The 23860-nt window shown below is 58.9% G+C and carries 23 protein-coding genes and 1 tRNA gene; 7 read left to right on the top strand and 17 right to left on the bottom strand.

The features are described from left to right. The first annotated feature begins 319 nt into the window (after window positions 1–319). Entirely contained in the window at window positions 320–1537 is a 1218-nt protein-coding gene (locus GGD50_RS10425; RefSeq protein WP_107108372.1) for an SfnB family sulfur acquisition oxidoreductase, read from the top strand. Window positions 1538–1569: 32 nt separating this feature from the next. Further along, entirely contained in the window at window positions 1570–2430 is an 861-nt protein-coding gene (locus tag GGD50_RS10420; RefSeq protein WP_245407470.1) for a protein-L-isoaspartate O-methyltransferase family protein, read from the top strand. Window positions 2431–2435: 5 nt separating this feature from the next. Here GGD50_RS10420 and GGD50_RS10415 read toward each other — a convergent pair whose 3' ends face one another. Both GGD50_RS10415 and GGD50_RS10410 read right to left on the bottom strand, forming a co-directional pair. Beyond that, window positions 2436–2906: an RrF2 family transcriptional regulator gene (locus tag GGD50_RS10415; RefSeq protein ID WP_104823420.1), complete on the bottom strand. Its 471-nt coding sequence runs from the start codon at window positions 2904–2906 to the stop codon at window positions 2436–2438. Window positions 2907–3109: 203 nt separating this feature from the next. Then, window positions 3110–4573 (bottom strand): FAD/NAD(P)-binding protein, encoded by a 1464-nt coding sequence (locus tag GGD50_RS10410; RefSeq protein WP_107108374.1) that lies wholly within the window; start codon window positions 4571–4573, stop codon window positions 3110–3112. Window positions 4574–5469: 896 nt separating this feature from the next. Here GGD50_RS10410 and GGD50_RS10405 point away from each other — a divergent pair. Next, entirely contained in the window at window positions 5470–5736 is a 267-nt protein-coding gene (locus tag GGD50_RS10405) for a hypothetical protein (protein ID WP_107108375.1), read from the top strand. 15 nt (window positions 5737–5751) lie between these two features. Here the strand turns inward: GGD50_RS10405 and GGD50_RS10400 are convergent, their stop codons facing one another. The 9 genes from GGD50_RS10400 to GGD50_RS10360 all read right to left on the bottom strand — a co-directional run bounded on the left by GGD50_RS10400 (window position 5752) and on the right by GGD50_RS10360 (window position 14870). Continuing rightward, window positions 5752–6036, bottom strand: coding sequence for a CopG family transcriptional regulator (locus GGD50_RS10400; protein WP_107108376.1), 285 nt, complete (start codon window positions 6034–6036; stop codon window positions 5752–5754). Between the two features lie 937 nt (window positions 6037–6973). Beyond that, window positions 6974–7049: transfer RNA gene (locus GGD50_RS10395), tRNA-Lys, on the bottom strand. A gap of 125 nt (window positions 7050–7174) precedes the next feature. After that, window positions 7175–8092 carry a PhzF family phenazine biosynthesis protein gene (locus GGD50_RS10390; protein WP_107108377.1) on the bottom strand — a complete coding sequence of 306 codons (918 nt, stop codon included), beginning with the start codon at window positions 8090–8092 and terminating at the stop codon, window positions 7175–7177. An 82-nt stretch (window positions 8093–8174) separates the two neighbouring features. Next, entirely contained in the window at window positions 8175–8921 is a 747-nt protein-coding gene (locus GGD50_RS10385; RefSeq protein WP_107108378.1) for a DNA mismatch repair protein MutT, read from the bottom strand. Beyond that, the gene (locus tag GGD50_RS10380) at window positions 8918–10030 is read right to left on the bottom strand and encodes an endonuclease/exonuclease/phosphatase family protein (RefSeq protein ID WP_107108379.1); all 1113 of its coding nucleotides are present in this window, start codon (window positions 10028–10030) and stop codon (window positions 8918–8920) included. The genes GGD50_RS10385 and GGD50_RS10380 overlap by 4 nt, the downstream gene beginning before the upstream one ends. Before the next feature lie 47 nt (window positions 10031–10077). After that, the gene (locus GGD50_RS10375; protein ID WP_107108380.1) at window positions 10078–11073 is read right to left on the bottom strand and encodes an isopenicillin N synthase family dioxygenase; all 996 of its coding nucleotides are present in this window, start codon (window positions 11071–11073) and stop codon (window positions 10078–10080) included. Window positions 11074–11159: 86 nt separating this feature from the next. Further along, window positions 11160–12191, bottom strand: coding sequence for an ABC transporter ATP-binding protein (locus GGD50_RS10370; RefSeq protein ID WP_107108381.1), 1032 nt, complete (start codon window positions 12189–12191; stop codon window positions 11160–11162). Beyond that, window positions 12179–13873: an ABC transporter permease gene (locus tag GGD50_RS10365; RefSeq protein ID WP_107108382.1), complete on the bottom strand. Its 1695-nt coding sequence runs from the start codon at window positions 13871–13873 to the stop codon at window positions 12179–12181. Before GGD50_RS10365 ends, GGD50_RS10370 begins: the two co-directional genes overlap by 13 nt. A 16-nt stretch (window positions 13874–13889) precedes the next feature. Further along, window positions 13890–14870, bottom strand: a complete 981-nt coding sequence (locus GGD50_RS10360) for an ABC transporter substrate-binding protein (RefSeq protein WP_107108383.1) — start codon at window positions 14868–14870, stop codon at window positions 13890–13892. A gap of 174 nt (window positions 14871–15044) precedes the next feature. Between GGD50_RS10360 and GGD50_RS10355 the strand changes: the two genes are divergently transcribed. Further along, complete coding sequence (locus GGD50_RS10355) at window positions 15045–16103, top strand: aldo/keto reductase (RefSeq protein ID WP_107108384.1); 1059 nt, start codon at window positions 15045–15047, stop codon at window positions 16101–16103. Between the two features lie 215 nt (window positions 16104–16318). Here GGD50_RS10355 and GGD50_RS10350 read toward each other — a convergent pair whose 3' ends face one another. From GGD50_RS10350 to GGD50_RS10340, 3 genes are all read right to left on the bottom strand, one after another. Beyond that, a complete protein-coding gene (locus GGD50_RS10350) occupies window positions 16319–17548 on the bottom strand; it encodes an aminotransferase-like domain-containing protein (RefSeq protein WP_107108385.1) in 1230 nt (409 codons plus the stop codon). 86 nt (window positions 17549–17634) lie between these two features. After that, window positions 17635–18048, bottom strand: coding sequence for a type II toxin-antitoxin system VapC family toxin (locus tag GGD50_RS10345; protein ID WP_107108386.1), 414 nt, complete (start codon window positions 18046–18048; stop codon window positions 17635–17637). Window positions 18049–18051: 3 nt separating this feature from the next. Beyond that, window positions 18052–18312 carry a type II toxin-antitoxin system Phd/YefM family antitoxin gene (locus GGD50_RS10340; RefSeq protein WP_107108387.1) on the bottom strand — a complete coding sequence of 87 codons (261 nt, stop codon included), beginning with the start codon at window positions 18310–18312 and terminating at the stop codon, window positions 18052–18054. A 176-nt stretch (window positions 18313–18488) separates the two neighbouring features. On the opposite strand from GGD50_RS10340, the gene GGD50_RS10335 reads away from it, so the two are divergent. Further along, window positions 18489–19097 carry a class I SAM-dependent DNA methyltransferase gene (locus GGD50_RS10335; protein WP_107108388.1) on the top strand — a complete coding sequence of 203 codons (609 nt, stop codon included), beginning with the start codon at window positions 18489–18491 and terminating at the stop codon, window positions 19095–19097. Window positions 19098–19178: 81 nt separating this feature from the next. On the opposite strand, the gene ilvC is transcribed toward GGD50_RS10335, so the two are convergent. Then, a complete protein-coding gene (gene ilvC / locus GGD50_RS10330) occupies window positions 19179–20198 on the bottom strand; it encodes a ketol-acid reductoisomerase (protein ID WP_107108389.1) in 1020 nt (339 codons plus the stop codon). 44 nt (window positions 20199–20242) lie between these two features. Beyond that, a complete protein-coding gene (locus tag GGD50_RS10325) occupies window positions 20243–20893 on the bottom strand; it encodes a TetR/AcrR family transcriptional regulator C-terminal domain-containing protein (protein WP_107108553.1) in 651 nt (216 codons plus the stop codon). A 175-nt stretch (window positions 20894–21068) separates the two neighbouring features. On the opposite strand from GGD50_RS10325, the gene GGD50_RS10320 reads away from it, so the two are divergent. Then, window positions 21069–21548, top strand: coding sequence for a hypothetical protein (locus tag GGD50_RS10320; protein ID WP_245407471.1), 480 nt, complete (start codon window positions 21069–21071; stop codon window positions 21546–21548). A 25-nt stretch (window positions 21549–21573) separates the two neighbouring features. Here the strand turns inward: GGD50_RS10320 and GGD50_RS10315 are convergent, their stop codons facing one another. Then, window positions 21574–22482, bottom strand: coding sequence for an AraC family transcriptional regulator (locus GGD50_RS10315; RefSeq protein ID WP_107108390.1), 909 nt, complete (start codon window positions 22480–22482; stop codon window positions 21574–21576). Window positions 22483–22680: 198 nt separating this feature from the next. Here GGD50_RS10315 and GGD50_RS10310 point away from each other — a divergent pair, with 198 nt between their 5' ends. Beyond that, window positions 22681–23724, top strand: a complete 1044-nt coding sequence (locus GGD50_RS10310; protein WP_107108391.1) for an NAD(P)-dependent alcohol dehydrogenase — start codon at window positions 22681–22683, stop codon at window positions 23722–23724. The last annotated feature ends 136 nt before the right edge of the window (window positions 23725–23860 follow it).

Raw genomic sequence — 23860 nt, 5'->3', positions numbered from 1 at the left:
CTTGCGACCGACGTCTTTGAAGGTGGATCACATTTACGACATGGCCTCGCACAAGACGCTGTGCACCTGTGGTTTCGCCGACCTGGCCCGCTGATCCCAGACCCTTTTGGTGAACGCGGAAAATAGCTGATAGCCCTGCTGCCAGCGGCGGCTGCACTGAGCCGCCCGCTTACAATTTCTCCATTCGATGCCTATTATGGCGGGTAGCGAAATCTGGATAAGCAAAGAAAAACCATTGTAGAGTAGATCTATAGAAATTACGATCATACCGCTTTCGCACCGCTAAGTCACTGATATGCCAACCCTGATGGGGTCATGAATGGGAACTGTTTCACAGTTGCACGAGCGGGTCAGGCCGCTCGCACACCGCATTCAAAGCGATGAGGAAGCGCTGGAGATCGCGCGATCGCTGGCCGCCCGGTTCTCTCAGCAGGCAAGCGACCGCGACATCAACCGCGTATTGCCCTACGAAGAACTGGAGGCCCTGTCGCAATCCGGCCTGCTCGGCATCACCACTCCGTCCGAACATGACGGCCTCGATATCTCCAACTCAGTTCTTGCCGAAATCATCGCTATCCTGGCCGAAGCCGATCCTTCGATCGCACAAATTCCGCAAAACCATTTCTACATTCTGGAAGCGCTGCGCATCGACGGCAGCGAAGAGCAGAAGAACTTCTTCTTCTCCAGGGCGCTGGCCGGTGACCGTTTCGGCAATGCATTCTCCGAACTCGGCACGGCAACGGCCGGTCAATACAATACGCGCTTGACATCGGACGGACTTGGCTTTCGCGTCAACGGCCGCAAATTCTATTCCACCGGCGTGCTTTTTGCCGACTGGATCGCCATTTTTGCGCTGAATGCGCAGGACGACCTCACAATGTCACTCGTTCCGCGCGGCACCGAAGGCATCCAGATCATCGACGACTGGGACGGTTTCGGCCAGCGCACATCCGGCAGCGGCACGACCATCCTGCACAATGTCTATGTCAACGCGGACGCTGTCGTCCTGCATCACAAAGGCTTCGAGCGGGCAACGACCATCGGTTCGGTTGGCCAAATCATCCATGCCGGCATCGATCTCGGCATCGCCCGGGCCGCCTTCGCCGAGACCGTGGAGTTTGTGAAAACGCATGCCCGTCCCTGGACGGACAGCGGCGTCGAGCGAGCGGCCGACGATCCGCTGACCATCGCGAGAATAGGCCAGATCGCCATTCGCATCGAGGCGGCCGCCGCGATGCTGGAACGCGCCGGCAAGAAGATCGATATAGCCCAGATCAACCCAACCGAAGACGATGTGATCGAGGCAACGCTTGCCGTAGCCGCTGCGAAAACCCTGACGACGGAAATCGCCATCGAGGCCTCGAATACGCTGTTCGAGCTCGCTGGCACCTCCTCCACGCGCATCGGCCTCAATCTCGACCGCCACTGGCGCAATGCCCGGACCCATACGCTGCACGACCCGGTACGCTGGAAATATCACATCGTCGGCAACTACCATCTCAACGGCGTGATCCCGCCGAAGAACTGGACGCTCTGACGAATTTTGTAGCAGAAAAATGGGGGGAGCCCGTGACTGCAAATCGCCGTGCCAGTTTGGATGAGATACGAGCTTTCCACGCGAAAATGATGGTTGCCGCCAGCAATTCCCTGGATGAAAGGCTAGAGCGGATTTTTGAGCTTGTGCCGCGCGAAACCTTCCTGGGGCCGGGGCCCTGGCTGATAACGGTCAATCGGCGATATGTCGAAACGCCCAGCGCCGATCCCGCCTTTCTCTATCAAAATGCGCTCGTCGCTTTGGACAGAACAAAGGGCATCAACAATGGGGAACCCTTCCTGCACGCGGCCTGGATCGGCTTTGCCTCTCCGAAGTCCGGCGAGACAGTCATCCATATTGGCGCGGGAACGGGATACTACACCGCACTTCTGTCGATGCTGGTGCTGCCGAACGGTCATGTTCATGCATTCGAAATTGAAGAAGACCTAGCCAGTCGTGCGCGCGAAAATCTGAGGCCATTCGAGGGAATTTCCCTGATACAAGGCGACGCAACCACTCTGGCGCTGCCGGACGCCGATCTCATCTACATGAATGCCGGAGCAATCGCCCCACCGGCATCGTGGCTCAAAGCATTGCGGCCGGGCGGCCGCATCATCTTTCCCTGGCAGGCCAACAAGAAGGCTGGGATTGCTGTCCTGATCACGCGCACGGAGACTGGCTATACGGCACGGCCCTTGATGCCGTCATGGTTCATCCCCTGCGTCGGCGCCTCTGATCTTGCCGAATGCAGCAAGTCCCCAAGCGTTGACGACGCCTGGTCGATCAGGAGGGTTTGGTTGACCGAGGATCGCGCGCCTGATGAATCCGCCGTCGCGATCTACAAGGATCTGTGGTTCTCAAAAGCTGGAGACGACGAACAATCAGGGAATGGCTGAAAGGGTCAGCCGATATTCGAAGCGCGATAGTCTTCCTGCTCTTCGATCTCGATTCCCGGCCCGCCGCCGGCAACGAATTGTTCGAGCGTCATATTGTCGAGGATCGCCGCAATCGCATCACGGACTTCCGTCATCGAGCGGCGCACATGACAGCGCTCCGGATCGGCGCAATCGTCGCAGGCTTCATAGGCTGTACGGCTGGCACAGCGGATCGGCGCGAGCGGACCGTCGAGCGTGCGGATGACATGGCCGATGCGGATGTCGGAGGCAGGGCGCGACAGCGAATAGCCACCACCCGGTCCCTTCTTGGAGCGCAGCACGCCGGCATTGCGCAGTTCCAACAGGATAGTGTCGAGGAATTTCTTCGGGATATTGTTGCGGGATGCGATGTCGTTGATAAACGCAGTCTCGCCCGGCCCCAGACGTGCCAGGTCCACGAGAGCCTTCAACCCGTATTTTCCTTTTTTCGTGAGCATCGCTATCCGCTTTACTGCAAAATCGATTGTTGGAAGTCCGGCATGGTTCGATCGAGACTCAACCGGCTCTGTTCCGTCATTGACCACGGAAGTAACGCCGTCGCCTCCTCCGAACAAGACAATAACTCACAAATTGTATAGTTTATATGAGTAAATTTAGGCAAATGTATCGTCAAAGCAACGATTCTGCGTTTTTTATGCCTTTATGCAGCGCTGTTGTCGAGTTTTAGCTTGTTATGCTTGTGCTTGGTGTGGTCCGCAACTGCCGATACCACCTGCTCGGAGACGAAGACGGCATGCTCGATCACTTCAGGCAAGCCCATCAATTCGCCGAAAGTACCCCGGGCGAGAGGTCCTGAAATGAACAGCGATGGTGCCAACTTGCCGTCCACGCCGAGCGCTCGCGATGCCGTGTCGCAGGCAAGGCCGAGCCCTGCGGCATCGATAGCGAGATAGCCCGTATCCGCAAGCGCGCCGATCCAGCCTTGCGAGCCCAAAATGCCGCGATGGCCCGGCCCGGTCGTCACCACGACCGCGTCGAATTGGCGATTAAGGCTCTTATCCGATCGACCGAGCCGGAGCGTACATTCAATCACCTCGCCCCTCGCCTCTACGGATGCGACGGAGGCGGCGAACACCTCCAGCCTGCCGGCGCGAATCGCCTCTTCACTGACGGCCTCCACCTGCGGCGCAACACGGAAACGGTGCACATCCCAAAAGGGCCGCAAATGCCGCACGACGCGACGCCGCTCGTTGACCGGCAATGCCCGCCACAAATCCTGCCCCTGCGCGCGCACCTGATCGATGACCGCATGCCAACTCCACCCCTCGCCTTCCGCCGTGCGAATGGCGGCGCGCACCCGCCTCAGAAGATGAAGTGCCGTCCGCGACGGGTGACTGACGAAATCGCCGAACAGCTCCTGCTTGACCGGCGCATGCCCGCGCGACCGCAGCCCACGTCGCGAGATTGCGGTGATCGGTCCTTTGTGACCGCGCAGCTCGAGGGAGGCGATGACGTCAGCAGAAGTCAGGCCGTTACCGACCACCAGCACGCGGTCGGCGGCCCTGATAGCATCGAGTGCATCCGGCCGCGTTGGGTCCGCAACAAAACGCGGATGGCCGGCAAGCGCATTTTGCAACGACCGCGGCGGCAGCGGCGACGGATGGCTCGTGGCGATGACAAGGATATCCGCCTCCAAGCGCCGCCCCGCCTCGCCCGTAACCACCCAGCGGCCGTCTAGGCGCCGGACATCCGTAGCCTGCTCAGCAACATGAGTGATGGCGCCGCTATCGATAAAAGGCTGCACCATACTGCCGATATAACGACCAAAAAGCCCGCGCCGCGGAAACAGACCGCCATTCGCCGCGACAGCCGTCTCGTCGCCCTCCAGCGCATTGCTTTCCTGAAGCCAACGCTGGAAATGCTCGATGTCGTCGGGAAGCAGGCTCATCTTTGCCGCCGGCACATTGATGCGATGGGCAGGGTCGCGGGTATCATAGGCAAGCCCGGCCCCGAGTCTGGCGCGCGGTTCGAAAATGAAGAGCTGACCGGGCTGCAGCGCTTGCGATTGCAGTAAGTGAAAGGCAACCGCCGCCCCGGAAACGCCGCCGCCAATGATTGCGATGACAGGCCGATCACGCGACTGATCGTGAGAACAAGTGGTCATCGTCAAATCCTTCCAGATCGCTCGACTGCGCGGGACACCTCGCCGCCATCAACCGCGCATGTCCCAAGGCATAGGAATATACTCTATAAAATTTATTGACAATACGACGCCGACGGCAGCTCGATGGTTTTCCAATGGGCCGCTAGCATTCATCAAGCCGAGAAGAGCTGTGCAAACAAGCACTTGGTTGTGCCTCGCACAATAGCTCTATTGCACCGCAAGATGTGAAAATCTTGGCATACACGGAACAAAGGCACATACTGCCGATTGTTCTGGTACGTGTTCTCTGGGAGGAGAAACATCATGGAACTGCTCCACCTGCTGACCCCCTTCGACTATATGCTGGTTCTGGTTCTCGCAGCCATTTTGGTATTCAGCGTGATGGAAGGCGGCGGGCATAAAAGGCATTAATTAAGCCCCAAACCGAATGGCGGAATCCAGAGGCCAGCGATGGCGAATTGGTATAGCTGTGCGTCCGCCGCTCATCCCCGTTTCTCAACTCCAATTTCATAAGTCGGTCCTGCTCCGAAAGCGATCCGTCGATCGCACCGGTGGTACATACCAATGCGGGGAACTTCCTTTAACGCCGGCAGTTAGATTCAGAGATCTATGAGTTCGGCCATGGCCACGCACGAAAGCCACCTTGCGCTCATTCTTTATGCCGGAGCAGTCATCGCGATGGGATGCATCTTGATCGTCGCGACGCTAATTGCGCCGGACCCCGATTATTCGAACCGCCTCCCGGCATCGCCTTATGCAATAAATCATGTGCAATGAAGTTGCGGCGATGGCGCTGACCATGCTCAGAGCGTGCACAGCCACGGAAGACGTCTGCAACGAAATCTGATAGCATAACCGTCGTCTTCTGGATCGGCCATTTCACGATGGAGGGTCACATGGTCCGCACCCCTGCACTATCGTTCGCCTTCCTCATGCTCGCGCTGTCGACACTCAGTGCGGCAACCGTCGATCCAGCCACTGTGACCTGCAAAGAGTATAATTCGGATAGTCACCAAGGCATGCAGGACATAATCTCAGCAGTGTATGATGCCACCAGAGGCGACCCAAAGCTTGGCACGCTCAAGGAAAGCAAATTGGGCGAAACCATCGACAAAGCCTGCGCTGCGAATCCAGACGCGAAGGTGATCGACGCGCTGCACTGATCAGTGGTTCGTTGCTCAGGCAGAGCCATCCACCGGGCTATCCAGCTCCCGCATCGGCAGATATGAGTTCGTCTTCAGCCATTCCTTGAGGATGTAGCGGATCATGTCGTTTCGCGTCATACCGAGTTCGTCGGCGATGCTGGCAATCACGTCTTCTACATCGCCATCCAAGGCCACCGAGGCGGAATTTCTGAGCATCAACGCAGTTCGCCGCAATATGATCTGAAGTTCTGCACGCGACATATCCGCGACGCGGTTGGCGGCGTCTTCAAGCAAACCGGCATACTCGCGTGTCGTCATCCGGGCCCTCCTTTCGCAACGACGTATCGCGCCGTTAGCGAAACAGAACCCAGGCCCGCGAGGATTGTTCCCAACCGACGGCTCAGCGTCAACCGTGCTCAAGAGGCTTGCAGCCGGTGAATGGCTCAAATTCATCAACGGCGTCACGGAGAATGTGCGGCTCTAACCGCAGTCAACTGAGCGCGGAGCATCCTTCGGTGCACTTCTGCTTCGCAGCTCAGCCAATTCTTCTCATTTGGGGAAGGCTCTTAAGGGAAGGATATCGCCCTGGGCTCAATCAGACGGGACCAATCAGTCCACTTACTGAAGCATCTTCGCAATGTGCGGCGGCTGTGGCACTGGGCTCTCGTGGCGCACTGAAGTGACCCCGGTAATAACAGCAACTGCTGCAACCACTATATAAATAATGGTCCCTTTAGGCTTTCGGTCCGAGAGGCAATGCCTTGTCGACTCTAGCGAGCGCGAATGTTCAGACATCTTTTTCCTTTGGCGTTGACGGACATATACTTAGTCGATCAGTAGCGCCTAATGAATGGATAGAATCGCGTGCCTCCTTTGCAAGGGACGAATAGCAGTCGGTTCTGCCTGACTGCGGAGATGGAGGTGTTGGCAGATAGACTCACCGCAATAGTCGCTTGTCCGCTCTCCAAACGGAAGTATCGAATCGAGTCGCTTTGGCGATTAGGATCTTAGGCGGCTGGGGATCGCTATTGAGGAGAGTACCCAGCGCATGTGGGCGGCTGCGGCTCCCTGCATGAGCGCAAAATTCCCTTAGATCAATGTCAACATTTTGATCACGACGCAGGAGGCCGATGTTCGGGATTATTTCGGGACGTTGCGTTCTGCAGAAGGGATTTTGATGCTTCATGGCTCCCGCTCGAATGGCGGAAGCTAATAAGCATTTTCAGCGATGTTCCTGACAAATCAAGAAGATAAATGGTGGGTGATGTAGGGCTCGAACCTACGACCCGCTGATTAAGAGTCAGCTGCTCTACCAACTGAGCTAATCACCCGTAACCGCTCGCTCGCGGTGTGACCGGGCATATAAATAGGATCGGTTTGATTGTCCAGCGGCCAGATGAATTTTCTTTGGTTAATCGTCAAAAAAATTTCGAAGAGCCCCAAAAACCTTACAAAATCAAAGCTCAAGAATTCCGGTCGCGACGCGTATGGCCTGACCGCCGATGCGGGCGTTGGCGATTTCGCCGCCGTCGATGTCGATATGGAGATGGATGAAGGAAGGGCGGCCCATCTCGACTCCTTGTTCGACGATGACCGGATGGTGGCCATCCGGCAGGCGGTCGAAGTGGTTGATGGCGCCGGAGAGCGCGGCCACCGCCGAGCCTGTTGCCGGGTCCTCGAGAATGCCCATCCCGACCGGGAACATGCGGGCATGGAACTTGGCCGTGTGATTGAGCGCGCCGCGACAGTAGATGAAGGCCGAGGCGAGCGCACCGTCGACGAAGGGGACGGTCTTTTCCCAAAGCTGCGGATCGAACTCCATCCGCTCGGCCGAGCCGACATCGTGCACCGGCACCAGCAGGAACGGCACGCCGGCGCTCCAGATCGACGGCACATGATTCTCGAAACCGATCTCGGTGATCTTCAAGCTGAGTGCATTGGCGATATCGGCCCTGTCGAGAGGCAGCATGATCTGCTGTGACTTCCGCGGCAGGTCGAATTCGGCGAAACTCGCGCTCCTCTGCCGCAATCTCACAGCGCAGCGCACCGGCCCCACTCGCTCATCAAGAACCGAAACCAGATCGACGTCGCCGCCATGGCTGGCATGCGTCCGCTCGGCCAGCGCAATCGCCGTGCCAACGGTCGGGTGGCCGGCGAAAGGCAGCTCGCGGCCGGGCGTGAAGATGCGCAGGCTTGCCGTATGCGCCGGATTTTGCGGCGGTAGAACGAACACCGTCTCGGAGAGATTCATTTCCTTGGCGATCGCCTGCATCGCCTCGTCATCCAATCCCTCGGCGTCGAAGATGACTGCCAGCGGATTGCCCGCGAGTTTGCTGTCGGTGAATACATCATAGACACTGAAGCTGCGGGCCACCCCTGCCTCCATTACGTGACTCTAGACTGTAGAACCCTGCTCAACCATACATAACGGCAACGCATTTGAGCGCAAGCTAAAGCTATTCCTGACGACCGAAGAACCACGCAAGAATTGGCGGCATTGCCGCGCTGTAACGATGCGCCGCAGGATCGGCCGAACGAATGGCAACCGCGTCGTCGATTTCCTTTTCGTGGTCCACCAGCATATGCGCACGGATCCGCGTGAGCATCTCTTCCGCTGTCCAGGGAAACCGGAAGATGCGGAACAGCGTGACGGAAAGATTCTCATGCGTGGCGTAATAGCCCGGCTCTGCGACGGCATCGCCAAGATCGAGGCCGGTTTCCTCCATGACTTCGCGCCGCATGTTGCCCTCGATATCGCAGTGCCCGTCGACAATATCGTTTTCATCCATCGAACCCGCAGCGCAATAGACCTGGCCGGGATTGGCGGTATGCTCCGCCATACGGATGGCGATGATCGCGCCGTCGGAGGAGACGGCGACCGGAAAAGCAAAGACGTGGAAACCGCCGCTGCGCTCCGCTTGTTTGCGCCACCACATGAATGTGGAGAACGGCGTAACATAGGCCTCGCCCTTCACGGCCTGCTCGCTGACCGACAAACGATGCTGGAAGACCATCCGCCCATCGAAAAGTGCCGGATTGGCGGCGATCTCCTTCTCCCAGTTTTCCTGCGCCGCCTTGGCATTGCTGAGATGAAAGGGATGGTCGCCGGCAACAACGGCGAGATTAACGTGCGCGACCGGGAATACGGTCTTTTCCGGTGGCCAGGCGGCCACATCGTTTCGCAATTTGAAAGCGTGGGTCATAGTAGATCCAATGTCATGACTACGGGGCAATGATCGGAGGCCTTCGGCCTATCCCAACCGGTGCGTGGATAACGTTCTACCTCTTGTCCGGGCGGAAATATGGTACGGAAAGGCTGACCGGAGCGAACGACGTCGGGCAAGCGCGCCGCATTGGCACGCGCCAAGGCCGGAGACAGCCAGATATAGTCGAGCTGGCAAAGCCACTGCTCCTGCGGCCCGCGGGCGTGATACAGCGTCCAGCGATCCAAGGCATCGCGCCGACGCATGACGTTTTCAGCGAAACCGTCCTTACTGAAGACATCGAGCGCGCTGCTCTCTTCATCGCGATGCTTGAAGCGATAGCCGGTATGGCGTGTGCCGATGACGTCGACGCGCTCCTGATAGTCATTCATATCGCCGCAGATGGCGAAATTCTTCTTGGCCGTATGACCGGCGCCAAAACGGTTTTCGATGATGCGGCGTACGCCAAGCGTCTCGGCGCGGCGGACCGGCATGGTCGAATCGCGACCATCGACACCTTCCCGCCCTGGCCCCATCGATTTCAGATGCACGACATAGAGAGAAAGCGGAACGCCACCGATGGTCAAATCAAGCTCCAGGCAATCGCGCTTGAAGATCTTGTCGTCCACATGCAGGCCAAGTTCCGCCAGTTCATCGCTGAAAAGGCCGAAATCTCGATAAGTCACCATGGCGTGACTTTTGATATCCCTGAGCACGATCGGCTGCCCGTCACGCGTCTCCTCGCGCATCATCACGGCAACATCGATACCCCTGGCGTCATTGCCCTCGATCAGGAATTTCTGCCGGTAGCCATTGCCGACCATGCGGTAGAGATAGCCGTATTCGAAGGCCTGCAGCGCCGCCATGCTGTCGACTTCCTGCAGGCAAATGATGTCGGCATCCGCATCGGCTATCGCAAGCGCCGTCATCTGCCTCGTATCGTCGGTAGCGGCCACCACGCGCGCTGCTTCCAGTTGCTGGTAGATGATCTCGTTCTGCACATCGAACAGCTTCAACACACGGTCCTGGCGCAACTGATTGCGGAAACCGGTGTAATCGAAACGGGTCAGCAGGTTTTCGACATTGAAGGTGGCAAGGCGCAGGGACATCTGGCATTCCGGTTTGTGTAGATATGAGCCGGCTTAGCTCGCCCAAATCAATTGGGCTTGGCCGTGACGGTCGATTTGAACTTGCCCATGAGATAGGGGCCGGAGAGAACGGGGGCATATTTCGGCTCCTCGCCCGGCGGAAGGCACGACGGCAGACAGGCGATCTCGGCAAACCAGTTCGGCTGGTGAAAGAACGCCAGCGACTGCCGTCGTTGCATGCCGCCTTCTTCGGGTGGCGGATTGACGACGCGGTGCACCGTCGAAACCCAGCGATCATTGGTCCACAGCGCCATCAGGTCACCGATATTGATGACAAAAGAGCCGGGTACCGGAGGCACCGGCGTCCATTGACCGTCCGGCGCGATGATCTCCAGCCCCTTGGAGCCCGGCTGCGGCAGCAGGATCGTCAGGCTGCCGTAATCGGTATGAGCCCCGGCACGCAACTGGCCCGGCTGTGGCGGGACACGCTGCTCGGGATAATTCAGCGCCCTGAGCGCGCTAATCGGTGCGTCGACGTAGCCGTCGAAGAAGTGCTCGTCGAGACCGAGTGCGATGGCAAAGACGCGCATGATCCGCGCTGCCAAATCCTCCATCGAACGGTAATAGGCCTTCCACGCCTCTGCAAAGCCTTCCGGGCCGTCCGGCCAGATGGTGGCGGCATAGCAGAAGCCGAGCGCTTCCGGGTCGGTCATGCCGGCCGGCACGGCAGGCGGCCCGCCATTGAAACTCTCCTTGAGATCGGGCGGCGTGTCGATATTGCGCGATTTCGAGAGTGCTTCGGTGCCCGGTCCGAGATAGCCATAGGGGTAGCCGGGATACGGCGCTTTTGCCCGTTGCTTGACATCGGCGGGCCGATCAAAAAAAGCCCGCGTCTTTGCCCATATGGCTCCGATCACAGCCTCATCGACACCATGGTTGGCAATCGCCAGAAAGCCGGTCGAACGGCAGATCTCGTCGACCTCTGCACCAAGCCGCCTCTTCTCCCCTTCGCCGGCCGCCTCGAAGGCGCCGAGATCGAAGATCGGGAAGTTGTGATCGGACATGGCGCGACTCCCATTCGTGACATCGGGCAACTCAAGCACAGGTAAAAGCGGCGAACAACCGTATTGTCTTCTGCTCACGACACCGATCATAGCCGCCATGCCGACCGAACGGCGACCGCATAGATATCGCCCGGTTTCACCGCCTCGCGGCTATAGGCCCGGAGCACCTGACCATCCGGCAGCGACAGCCGCAATGCATAGCGCTCGCCTTCGTAAAGGACGGATTCCACCCTGCAAGAGATGCCCTCAGCATCGGCGACAACATCCTCGGGCCGAATAAGGATATTGGCATGCAAGGTCTTGTCCTCCTGCTCCCTCCAAATCATCTTCAGCGCCGGCCAATCGATAAGCCGCGGCTTACCATCCGGAATGGCGAGCGACAGAATCGCACCCTGCCCCACCAATCCGCCGACCAGCCGTCCCTCCGGCCGTGCATAGATTTCCGCCGGGGCTGCGACCTGCAGCAGCCGTCCCTCGGACATGACGGCGACATCCGTCGCCAGTGCCATCGCCTCGCTCTGGTCGTGGGTGACATAGACCATGGTGGCGCCGGAGCGCTGATGGAATTCGCGGAAGGTCTCCTCCATCTCCTTCTTGAGATGACGATCGAGATTGGCAAGCGGCTCATCCAGCAGCACGACATCCGGCGATGTCACCAGGCAGCGCGCCAGCGCCACGCGCTGACGCTGGCCGCCGGAAAGATCCGCAGGCCGCCGTTCGGCGTAGTCGTCCAGGCGTACGGTCGACAAAGCCTCGCGCACCTTCTGACGGTAGCGCTCGCCGGAAATGCCGCGCACTTTCAGCGGATAGCCGACATTGGCGGCAACGTTCATATGCGGCCAAAGGGCGTAGGATTGGAACACCATCGCCATGTTGCGCCGCTCCGGCGGCAACATGTTCGCGGCATCGGCCAGCAGACGTTCGCCGAGATGGATCGAACCATCCGTCGGCTGCTCGAAGCCTGCGATCATTCTCAGTACCGTCGTTTTGCCGCAGCCGGACGGCCCGAGCAGCGCCAGGAAACCACCTTCTCGGACCTCCAGCGACAGCGCCTTGACCGCCGGGCGGCCACCCGTGCCGAAATCCTTGCTGACGTGATTGAGAATCAGCTTCGCCACGGCACCACTCCCTTCGGCAGGCGCTTGGCCAGAATTTCCAGCACCAGCATCATGGTGACCACCATGGCGATGACGATGACCGACATGGCGGAGGCGAGATCGGCGCTGCCGCCGTCATCGAGATTGTAGATGACGACGCCGAGCGTCTGCGTGCCTGCCGACCAGAGCAAAGCGGAAACGGTCAGCTCGTTGCAGGCGATGAGAAAGACCAGGATGACCGAAGCGCCCGCCGCCGGCGCGATCAGCGGTACGATGATATCGGCCAGGCGGCGGAAGAAACCGGCGCCCGAGAGACGTGCTGCCTCCTCCAGCGCCGGATCGAGCTGCAGAAAAGCGCTCATCACCGGCTTGAGGCTGACGGCGAAATAGGCCGAGAAATAGGCGAGCAGAATGATCCAGATCGTGCCGTAAAGCGTGATGTTGAGAACCGGCAGCGGCGCTGCGAAAACCAGGATGAAGCAAACGGCGACGATAATTCCTGGCAGCGAATAGGGAATTTCGATCAGCGCGCCGACGATCCGGCTCAGCATATCCTTGCGCCGCGTCAGGGAGTAAGCCGCCAGCACAGTCACCGCGAGGAGACCAAGCGCCGTCATGCTGGAAAGGAACAAGGAATTGGAGAAAGCAACGCGCGTCACCGCCTGCCGAAACAGGATTTCGGTGAAGGCATGCAGCGAGGCCGTCTTGACGGTCAGAGGCACGCCATAGGCCGGTACCAGCGCGCCGGCGACCAGCGCGAAGAACGGCGCGACCAGCATGATGAACAGGATCGCCCAAAGCAGCGGCACGGCCGCAAGACGCCAACGGCCGAGCGCGAAGGCGGCGGAGGCACCGGAAAGGCCGATGACGCGGTAATCCCGCCCCTTCAACGCCCTGCCCTGTACAGCAAGCCCGGCAACCGAAATCACCGCGATCATCGTCGACAGCACGGCGATATCACCGAATGTGCGCGGGCCAAAACTGGAGAATTTGGTGAAGATCAGCGTCGACAAGGTGAAGATCGAAGCTGGAATGCCGAGGATCGCCGGGATACCGAAATTGCCGACAGAAGAGACAAAGGCGATGGCGGCGCCGGCAATGACACCGGGCAGTGACAACGGCAGAATGATGTCGCGGAACACGCGAAATCCGGAAGCACCCGAAAGCCTGGCCGCCTCGACACCATCGCGCGGCAGCGCCATCAGGCCGGCCCGGAGCGCGAGATAGACCAGCGGCGCGTGCTGTACACCATAAAGCAGTGCAATGCCGCCGACGGAATAAAGCGGCCGCGGCGAGCCGAGCGGCGGTGCAATGTGCAGCGCCTTCAACAAGGGGCTGGATGGGCCGGACATCTGCACCCAGGCAAGTGCCGTCACCTGCGGCGGGATCATCATCGGCAGGACGAAAAGAAAGCCGAGCGGCCCCCTACCCGGAATGTCGGTCAATGTCAGCAGGAAGGCAAAGAGGCAGCCGAGCATCACAGAAATGACCGTACCGAACACGGCGGTCTCGACCGTATACCAAGTCGAACGCCAAAGAGCGGGATCGGTGATCAGTTCATGGGCCCCGCCGCGCAGCAGCGCCCCGATGCCAACCTCCGCCAGCCGCGCCAGGGGCAGCACGCTCAAGAGCATCACGATGACAACGACAAAAGGAAACAGCCAGGTCGGCTGGCTGTTTCCCCTACGCACATATCCGTACATCGACCGTCCGATTGGATCACTTCGATCCGTAGTAGGAAGAGAAGGTCTTCAGATCCTGGTCGGTGTTCTTCAGAGCTTCGGCCGCATTCAACGGCAAAACTTTGATGCTGTCACGCGCCGGGAAACCGGCGGGCAGCGACATGCCGTTGCGGGCGGGAATATAGCCGAGCTTCAGGAAGCCTTGCTGGCCTTTTTCCGACAGAGCGTAATCGACGAACTTCTTGGCGGCGTCTACATGCTTGGCGCTGGCGAGGATGCCGACCGGCTCGGTCACGGCCGAAACGCCTTCGGTCGGGAAAACGAACTCCAGGGGCGCACCCTTGGCCTTTTCGCGGATCGGCATGTAGTCGACGACCATGCCGTAAGCCTTCTCGCCGGAAGCAACGGCCTTGAGCACCGCGCCATTGCCGCCGGAAGCGATTGCGCCATTGGCAGCAAGGTTCTTGTAATAATCCCAGCCGAGGCTACCGACGCCGGTAAGCGTCTGCGCGTGAATGAGAGCCGCACCCGAAGCGAGCGGGCTAGGCATGGCAACAAGGCCCTTGGCCCCCGGCTTGGTCAGATCCTGCCAGCTCGTCGGCTTCATCGAGGCGGCCGTGTTGTAGACGATGCCGGTCGTGATCAGCTTGGTGGAATAATAATAGCCGTCGGCATCGTAGAGCGACGGATCGTAATTTGCGGCTTCGGGCGACTTATAGGCCAGCAGCTTTCCGGCTTCCTTCAAACGCTCCAGCGTCACCGTATCGGCGATCAGAAGAACGTCGGCGACCGGAGCACCAGCCTGGATTTCCGCCTGCAGCTTGGCAATGATCTGCGGGGTACCGTCGCGAACCCAATCGACCTTGATGCCGGGATTGGCAGCCATGAAGCCATCGACGGTTGCCTGTGCATCTTCGTTCGGCTGGCTGGTGTAGAGCACGAGGTCGGCGGCCGCAGCCGAGCCGGAGAAAAGGGCGACGGCCAACAGGCCGGCGAGAGCGGAAACAAACGTCTTCATGAAGCGTCCTCGGCTGAGTGATGAGAAGGGTTCCTTAGCGAGGCCGGTTAACATGATTGTGACAATCCGCAATCGCGAGCCGAACCGTTCATACTATCATTCGACCTTGACCATAAGCGCCCTGCACTATCTCCTAGCGCGCGAGTTTCAGCTTCGGTTTTTGGAGGATAATCTATGGAATACCGTCTGCTTGGCCGCTCCGGCCTCAAAGTTTCGACCATTACCATGGGCACGATGACCTTCGGCGGTGTCGGCTGGGCAAAGACTGTCGGCGATCTCGGCGTCAGCGAGGCTAAGCGGCTTGTCGACATGTGCCTCGATGCCGGCGTTAACCTGATCGACACGGCCGATGTCTACTCGCAAGGGGCTTCTGAAGAAATCCTCGGCGAGATCATCGGCGGCCCGCGCAAGAACGGCGTATTGATCGCCACCAAGGCCCGCTTCCCGATGGGTCCCGGCGTCAACGATGCCGGCTCCTCGCGCCAGCACCTGATCCAGGCCTGCGAAGCCAGCCTGAAGCGGATGAAGACCGACGTCATCGATCTCTACCAGTTGCATGAATGGGACGGCCAGACGCCGCTCGAAGAAACGATGGAGGCGCTTGATACACTCATCCGCCAAGGCAAGGTGCGTTACATCGGCTGCTCGAATTTTTCCGGCTGGCACATCATGAAGGCGCTCGGCGTCAGCGAGCGCGACAAGCGCGAACGCTTCGTCAGCCAGCAGATCCACTACACGCTCGAAGCGCGTGACGCGGAATATGAGCTGCTGCCGGTCAGCATCGATCAAGGGCTCGGCGTCCTCGTCTGGAGCCCGATCGCCGGCGGTCTTCTCTCCGGCAAGCATCGCCGCAACCAGGCGACGCCGGAGGGTACGCGCCAGTTCGCCGGCTGGACCGAACCGCCAATCCGCGACGAGAACCGCCTGTGGAACATCGTCGATACGCTGGTGGAGATTGCCGACGGTCGTGGCGTCTCGGCGGCGCAGGTGGCGCTGGCCTGGCTGATCGGCCGCAAGGGTGTCACATCCGTCATCATCGGCGGCCGCACGGACGCGCAATTCAAGGACAATCTCGCCAGCGCCGAACTGAAGCTGACGCAAGAAGAACGCAAGCGCCTCGACGACGTCAGCCTGCCGCGGTTGCTCTATCCCTACTGGCACCAGCGCAATACCGCCAGCGACCGGCTCAGCGAAGCCGACCTATCGCTGATTGCGCCACATTTGGCGAAGTAAGCAAAACACAACACCTTCTCTCTCGCGGAGAGAAGGTGGGCTCGAGCGATAGAGTGAAACGAAATCGCGAGAGGCCGGATGAGGGGGACACCTCGCATCGCGAGGTGAGTCTTGAGCGGCAAGCGAAAGACATCCCTTACGGTGCAACGCCCCCTCAACCTGAGCTTCGCTCGACCTTCTCCCCGCTGGGGAGAAGGTAAAAATTGAAGTAAAGACTAAGCCGCCATTGCTCCAATCTCGTCGGCAATCAATTTGCCGAGCCGCGATATTCCCTCATCGATCATCTGCTCGTTGGCGCAGGAGAAGCTGACGCGGAAAGTGTTCGGGCCGGAGCCATCGGCAAAGAAGGCCTGACCCGGCACGAAGGCGACCTTTGCCGTCTCCAGCGATTTTGCAAGCAGCTTGGCGCCGTCCATGCCCTTCGGCAGAGTGATCCAGACGAACATACCGCCCTCGGGCTTCGTCCAGCTCGTACCCTCAGGCATGTATTTCGCAAGCGCCGCCAGCATGCAGTCGCGGCGGTGGCTGTAGGTCTTGCGGACCTTGGCAACCTGCGCATCGAAGCCGCGTTCGGCGACCTGATGGATGGCGATCTGGTTGATGGTCGAGGAATGCAGATCGGCCGCCTGCTTCATCAGCACCAATTTGCGAATGACTGGCGCGTTCGCAACGACGAAACCAACACGAAGACCCGGGGCCAAGGTCTTGGAAAAACTGCCACAATAGATCGTCCGCGTATCGTTGATATTGCCTTTGCGGGCAATTTCCAGCGCCAGGATCGGCGGGATCGCTTCGCCGTCATAACGCAGCGACTGATAGGCCGCATCTTCGATGATGGCGATATCCATCTCGTCGGCGAGATCGATCAGCTTTTCGCGGGAGTCCAGATCGACGGTTTCGCCAGTCGGATTGGCAAAATCGGCGGAGAGATAGGCGAACTTCACCTTGCCGCCCGCCTGCTCGGCAGCCGCGCGGTAGGAGGCCGGCGTGCGGTTACCGTTCGGGGTGAGCTGATCATAGGTCGGCTCATAGGCATTGAAGGCCTGCAGCGCACCGAGATAGGTCGGTGCGGTGACGAGTGCCGTGTCCTTCGGCGACAGGAAGAGCTTACCGAGATAATCGAGACCTTGTTGCGAACCGGAAACGATGAAGACGTTTTCGAGCTCGCAGGGAACGCCAAGCGCCACCATCTGGCTGACCAGCCATTCGCGCAGCGGCTTGTAGCCTTCGCTGACCGAATATTGCAGGGCGGCGTTGACAGCCGGACCGGAAAAGATGTCGGCATAAGCCTGCTTGAATTCCTGATCCGGAAACAGCGCCGGATCGGGAATGCCGCCGGCGAACGAGATGATGTCTGGACGCTCCAGCAGCTTCAACAGTTCGCGGATTTCGGAGGCGCGCATACGGCTCGAACGCGTCGCAAAGATATTTTCCCAATTCAACATGGGGTTTCCTCGTAATTTTTGGTCTTTGCACCACAAGACCACGCAACAAACGATAAGTCAATAATGCTGACCTATTTTGTGCGCTCTCAAGAAGATTTATAGTCGAAAGGGTTGAGAACAGTGACGGGAAAGCTCGAGAAATCGACGATATCCCGTGAAACGATAGTGAGATTATGAACCGATGCGGTCGCCGCGATCATTGCATCGGCAATCAGCGTCGGCGATTTGCGATGCATGAATTGCGCCCATCGGATCATGCATTCCGCATCTAAGGAAATGACCCGAATTCCAAGCTTTAGACTATCCAGCCAACGCGTGAGTTCGCTCGCTTTCTGCGGATCGGTTTCCCTAGTCAGTTCAATGCCGCGCTGGATCTCACCGATAGTAACGGCTGAAATTGCAAGATCGCTATCCCCAACGGTGCCGATCCAAGCAAGTACCGCACCATGGGGTTTCATCCTGCGTAGTTCGGAGACCACGTTCGTATCGAGCAGGTACAAGTATCAACCCTCGCTCAGACTGATATCTCGCCATACCCATTCCTTGCGAGACGGAACATCGAGTTCGAATCTCGGTTCGGGCGCTAGGAGGACTTCTTTAGCAGACGGCTTAGCGCGCCTGTTCAATGCCTCCCATTCAGAAACGGAAATAAGCACTGCTTTGGGCTCGCCTCTTTTTGACACGAGCTGCGGTCCCTCCTCCAAAGAGGCATCAAGCATCTCGCTAAATTTCGCTTTCGCGTCTTGAACTGGCCACTGCCGCATAACACGCTCCTTCTGACTAGTTTTAAGACTAGTTACTTTTATAGCCCGTTCAAGCTCTAATTTCACCTGCAATCCCGCTATTCTGACAATTGGGCCTTGATGTGAGCGCAAAGGGCAGCAGTATTCGAGATAGAAATTACTGCGATTAGTATGCCCCCAACCGAGCAGAAATCCTTATGACGAACGACGACCGCACATCCTCTTTTTACGACGAGAACGCCGCCACCTATGCAGTGCGCGACCGCAGCCTGCCACAGCGTCGGCTCGATGCCTTTCTGAATGCCCTTCCCGCCGGCGCGTCGATTCTCGAGCTTGGTTGCGGCGGCGGTCAGGACGCGGCCTATATGATCGCGCAGGGTTTTAACGTCACCGCCATGGATGGTTCGGCGGAAATGGCCAGGCAGGCTGAAAAGTTGCTCGGAAAGCCGGTGATCGTTCGCAAGTTCGAAGAACTGGAGGACGATCAAGCCTATGACGGCATTTGGGCCGAAGCATCCCTGCTGCATGTGCAACGATCGGATCTTCCAGGGATATTCAACCGCGTCCACAAAGCCCTGAAAAACGGCGGCATATTTCACGCTAGTTTCAAAGCGGGAGACACCGAGGGTTACGACAGCTTCGGCCGATATTACAACTATCTCTCGGCCGACTGGCTGAACGACCTGCTGATCTCGACCGGCTGGAAAGAGATTTCACTCAACGAAACCGACGGTAGCGGCTACGATGGTAAGCCGACGAAATGGCTGCGGATGAGAGCCAGCAAAAGCATTCCATCGGCTACTTGAGCCGTAAACATCTTGAAACGTTCAGGGCCGGGGAAGTCTCCCTCCCCGGCCTTTCTCATTGCGGTATAGACCCGAAGAAGCTTAGTTGACGCTCTTGTCGACCAGCTTGTTCTTGCCGATCCAGGGCATCATGCCGCGCAGCTTGGCGCCGACTTCTTCGATCTGGTGGCTGTCGTTGTTGCGGCGGATACCCTTGAAGCGGGCAGCGCCCGAACGGTATTCCTGCATCCACTCGGAGGTGAACTTGCCGGTCTGGATGTCCTTCAGGACGCGCTTCATCTCCGCCTTGGTTTCTTCGGTGATGATGCGCGGACCGGTGACGTATTCGCCCCACTCGGCCGTGTTCGAGATCGAGTAGTTCATGTTGGCGATGCCGCCTTCATAGATCAGGTCGACGATCAGCTTTACTTCGTGCAGGCACTCGAAATAGGCCATTTCCGGCGCGTAGCCAGCTTCGACCAGCGTTTCGAAGCCGGCGCGGATGAGCTCGACGAGACCGCCGCAGAGAACGACCTGTTCGCCGAAGAGGTCGGTTTCGCACTCTTCGCGGAAGTTGGTTTCGATGATGCCCGAACGGCCGCCGCCGACGCCGCAGGCGTAGGAGAGAGCGAGTTCAAGGGCATTGCCGGAAGCGTTCTGGTGAACTGCAACGAGGCAAGGAACGCCGCCGCCCTTCTGGTATTCGCCGCGAACCGTATGGCCCGGGCCCTTCGGAGCGATCATGACGACGTCGACCGAACCCTTCGGCTCGATGAGGCCGAAGTGAACGTTCAGGCCGTGTGCGAAAGCGATCGCAGCACCGTCGCGGATGTTCGGAGCGATTTCAGACTTGTAGATGTCGGCCTGCAGTTCGTCCGGGGTCGCCATCATCATCAGGTCAGCCCAGGCAGCAGCTTCGGCAACGGTCATGACCTTGAAGCCATCGGCTTCAGCCTTCTTGACGGTCGGCGAACCGGCCTTCAGCGCGATCACAAGGTTCTGTGCGCCGCTGTCCTTCAGGTTCAGCGCATGAGCGCGGCCCTGGGAGCCGTAGCCGATGACGGCGACCTTCTTCGACTTGATGAGGTTGAGATCGGCATCACGATCGTAATAGACGCGCATTGTTTGTCCTTCCCTTTGCTTGTCTGGGTGCAGATTTCGAATTGTCAGACGGTCGCTGCTGCTTCCGCCAAAACTTTTTCCGTACCGTAAAGCCTGAGAAAGGCGCTGACCGCCTTCTCCGCTTGACGGCTGGTATCCTTCAAACCGGGCTCGCCGAGCAGCATGCGCACATGCAGATCGGAAACGATGAGCCCGTAGAATGTGTGATATGCCTCGTCGGCATCGGTAAAGCGCAGCAGTCCTGCCCGCTTCCCGGCATCGATCAGCCCGCTGGCACGCCGATCGATCTGGCGGCGGCCACGCTCGAGCAGAAGCTTGCCGAGTTTGGAGCCGTCGCGGTTGGATTGACCGATCGCCAGACGGTTCAATGCGAGCGAAACATCGCCCGCCAGAACCTCCAGCAGATCGCGGGCGAAAATGACGAGATGGTCATGCAGGCTTGCCACGGTCAGCCGTTCGCCGTTGCGCTCGAAGGTGCGCACCTTGTTCGCCTGATAGGCAATCATCGCCGATAGCAGACCATCGCGATCGCCGAACCATTTATAGAGACTTTCCTTGGAGCAATTGGCCGCGCGCGCGACACCAGAGGTCGTCAGCGCCTTTTCGCCGCCATCGACGAGCAAACGCAGCGCCTGTTCCAGAACGGCGTTCTGGCGCGGCGAAAACTCGCTCGTCTGTCCTGCTTCGCTGAGCACGATGGCCACTCCCAAATGCGTACCGTACGGTACGGTTCGCGGTCGTTATGACTGAGGGCGAGGCAAGCGTCAAGCGCAAATCGTTGCTGCACTGCGCCAAAAGAGAGCGCTTGTCAGGGTGGGTTCGCGGCGGCTAGAGCTTGCCAGATATCCGCTTCTCCGCTGGAACCTCCTGATGACAAACAAGTATCCGCTTCCTTCCGAGACATCGGCCAGCTTCACGTACAAAAGCAAACTGCGCGCACTTGTCCGCTTTGCAGGAATTTGCCTTACAGTCGGGATGCTTCCCTTGCCCGTCTCTGCTCACTCAACGGCAAAGCCAGTCTCCAGTCTGGCCGGGCACTATTGCGGGAAGCTTCTGTCCAGCGGCAGGTTGGTGGATGTCGAGACCTCCCTGCAGATCGACAAGCAAGGTCACATCTCGGGGACTTACCGCTTCGATGACGACGGAACCACGACGACCGGATCATTGTCAGAGGTCGGGACAACGACCAGCAGAGAGCGGACGCTGCGCTGGTTCGACAAATATGGAATGGGATTACTGACGATCCGCTTCGATCGAAGCCATCACCATTTCGAAGGATTGTGGGCGCCACAAGATACCACCCCCAACTACACCTGGAGCGGCGGCGACTGCGCCGCTCCTATCAGTTGATCGCAGCCCGGCAATAGAACGGAGCCTATTCCGCTGCCACTGCACTGCGCATGGCCTCGACATCCTTCAAGGGCGGCAGGCCATAGAGGCGGCTATATTCGCGGCTGAACTGCGAAGGGCTCTGATAGCCGACGCGATGGCCGGCCGATCCGACGTCGAGCTGCTCGACAATCATCAGCCGACGCGCTTCATGAAGGCGAAGCTGCTTCTGATATTGCATCGGCGACATCGCGGTCACTGCCTTGAAATGATGATGCAGCGACGAAACGCTCATGCCGACGCGCTCGGCCAGATCTTCGATGCGTAACGGATAGGCGAAATTACCCCGTATCCAGGCAACGGCACGCGCCACCCTGTTGCTCTGGCTCTCGGCCATGGCGACCTGCAGCAGCCGAGGGCCGTTCGGACCGGTCAGCAGGCGATAAAGGATCTCCTGCTCGATCAATGGCGCCATGGCCGGAATATCCTCAGGCCGGTCTAGCAGTCTGAGCAACCGCAGTGAGGCATCGAGCAATTCCGGCGATGCCGCATTGACCGCGAGCCCGCGCATAGGTTCCGCCGTCAACGCCTGGCGCGGAATATTGACGCGCGATAACAGCTCCTTCAGGCGCTCACTGTCGAGCGCCATGCCAAAACAAAGATAAGGCGTATCACTGCGGACATTGGTCACCTGCGTCGATACAGGCAGATCGAGGGCGGTCAAAATATACTCGCCGACGCCGTAGTGGTACGTATCGGTACCGACCGTCAGGCTCTTGCGTCCCTGGACCACAACGGCATAGCAGGGCCGATAGGCCCCATGTTGCCACACGGTGACCGCCGACTGGCGATATAGGTTGAGCCCCTCAATCGGCGTGCGGTGTTCTCCGTCCCCCGTGGCGAAACGTGCAACGATGGAGGCGAGCTCCTGATTGGGATTGAAAGCGAGTGTCATGCGCAACCGATTGTTTTGAGAGCGTGTCTACGCTTATCTAGGTGACCCTCTCTCCCTGAAAAAGAGCCGCTGCCAATTTAGATTCGCAGGATCGTACATAAAGCTTGCAGGATCGCTCTAACGCTGTCGCCCGGTCCCGATGCATAGTCCAGCGTCCCAATTCCACCCCCAACCCATCACAAAGATAAGGAATCTCCCATGCCTATCGCAAAGGGTTACGCAGCGACCGACGCGTCCAAGCCGCTCACGCCGTTCACCTTCGAACGCCGTGATCCGAACGAGGACGATATCGTCATCGCGATCAAATTCTCCGGCATCTGCCATTCCGACATTCATCAGGCTCGCAACGAATGGGGCAACGCTAAATATCCGATGGTACCGGGTCACGAGATCGCCGGCATCGTCACGGCCGTTGGTTCAAAGGTAACGAAGTTCAAGGTCGGCGACCGTGTCGGTGTCGGCTGCTTCGTCAATTCCTGCACGACTTGTGCCACCCGCGATCTCGATCTTGAACATTACATGCCGGGCATCGTTCAGACCTACAACGACGTCGAAGCCGACGGCGAAACGCCGACTTATGGCGGCTATTCGGATTCGATCGTCGTCAAGGAAGGCTATGTCCTTTCCATCCCCGACAATCTTCCGCTCGACGCGGCAGCCCCGCTGCTGTGCGCCGGCATCACGCTTTATTCGCCGCTGCACCACTGGAAGGCCGGCCCCGGCAAGAAGGTTGCGATCGTCGGCATGGGCGGCCTCGGCCATATGGGCGTCAAGATCGCCCATGCGATGGGCGCTGACGTCACCGTTCTCAGCCAGACGCTGTCGAAGAAAGAAGACGGTCTCCGCCTCGGCGCTGATCACTACTACGCGACGAGCGACGCCGAGACATTCAAGACGCTTGCCGGCACGTTCGACCTCCTCATCATGACGGTTGGTATCGCTGTCGACTGGAACGCCTATCTCAGCCTGCTGAAGGTTGATGGCAATATGGTCGTCGTCGGTGCGCCCGAACATGCCGTTCCGGTGCATGCCTTCTCGCTCATCCCCGGCCGCCGCAGCCTTTCCGGCTCGATGATCGGCTCGATCAAGGAAACCCAGGAAATGCTCGATTTCTGCGGAGAGCACAACATTGCCTCGGAGATCGAGGTGATCAATATCGATCAGGTCAACGAAGCCTATGAGCGCGTTCTGAAGAGCGACGTCCGCTACCGCTTCGTCATCGACATCGCCTCGCTGGCCTAAAGCTCGTCGCGATCTTTCAGATTCGCTCCCACGCTTTAGCTCCTTGCTTTGCATGTCGTTTTCGCAAAACCGCCGCATACTTTTGCGCGACATGCATTAAGCGCTATGGCACAAGACTTACAGAAAAGGGCAGCCA

Origin of the sequence: Martinezella paranaensis (assembly GCF_014200235.1) — a bacterium.
GTDB classification, from domain to species: Bacteria; Pseudomonadota; Alphaproteobacteria; order Rhizobiales; family Rhizobiaceae; genus Rhizobium; species Rhizobium paranaense.
This window is presented reverse-complemented; position numbering and strand designations above follow the sequence as displayed.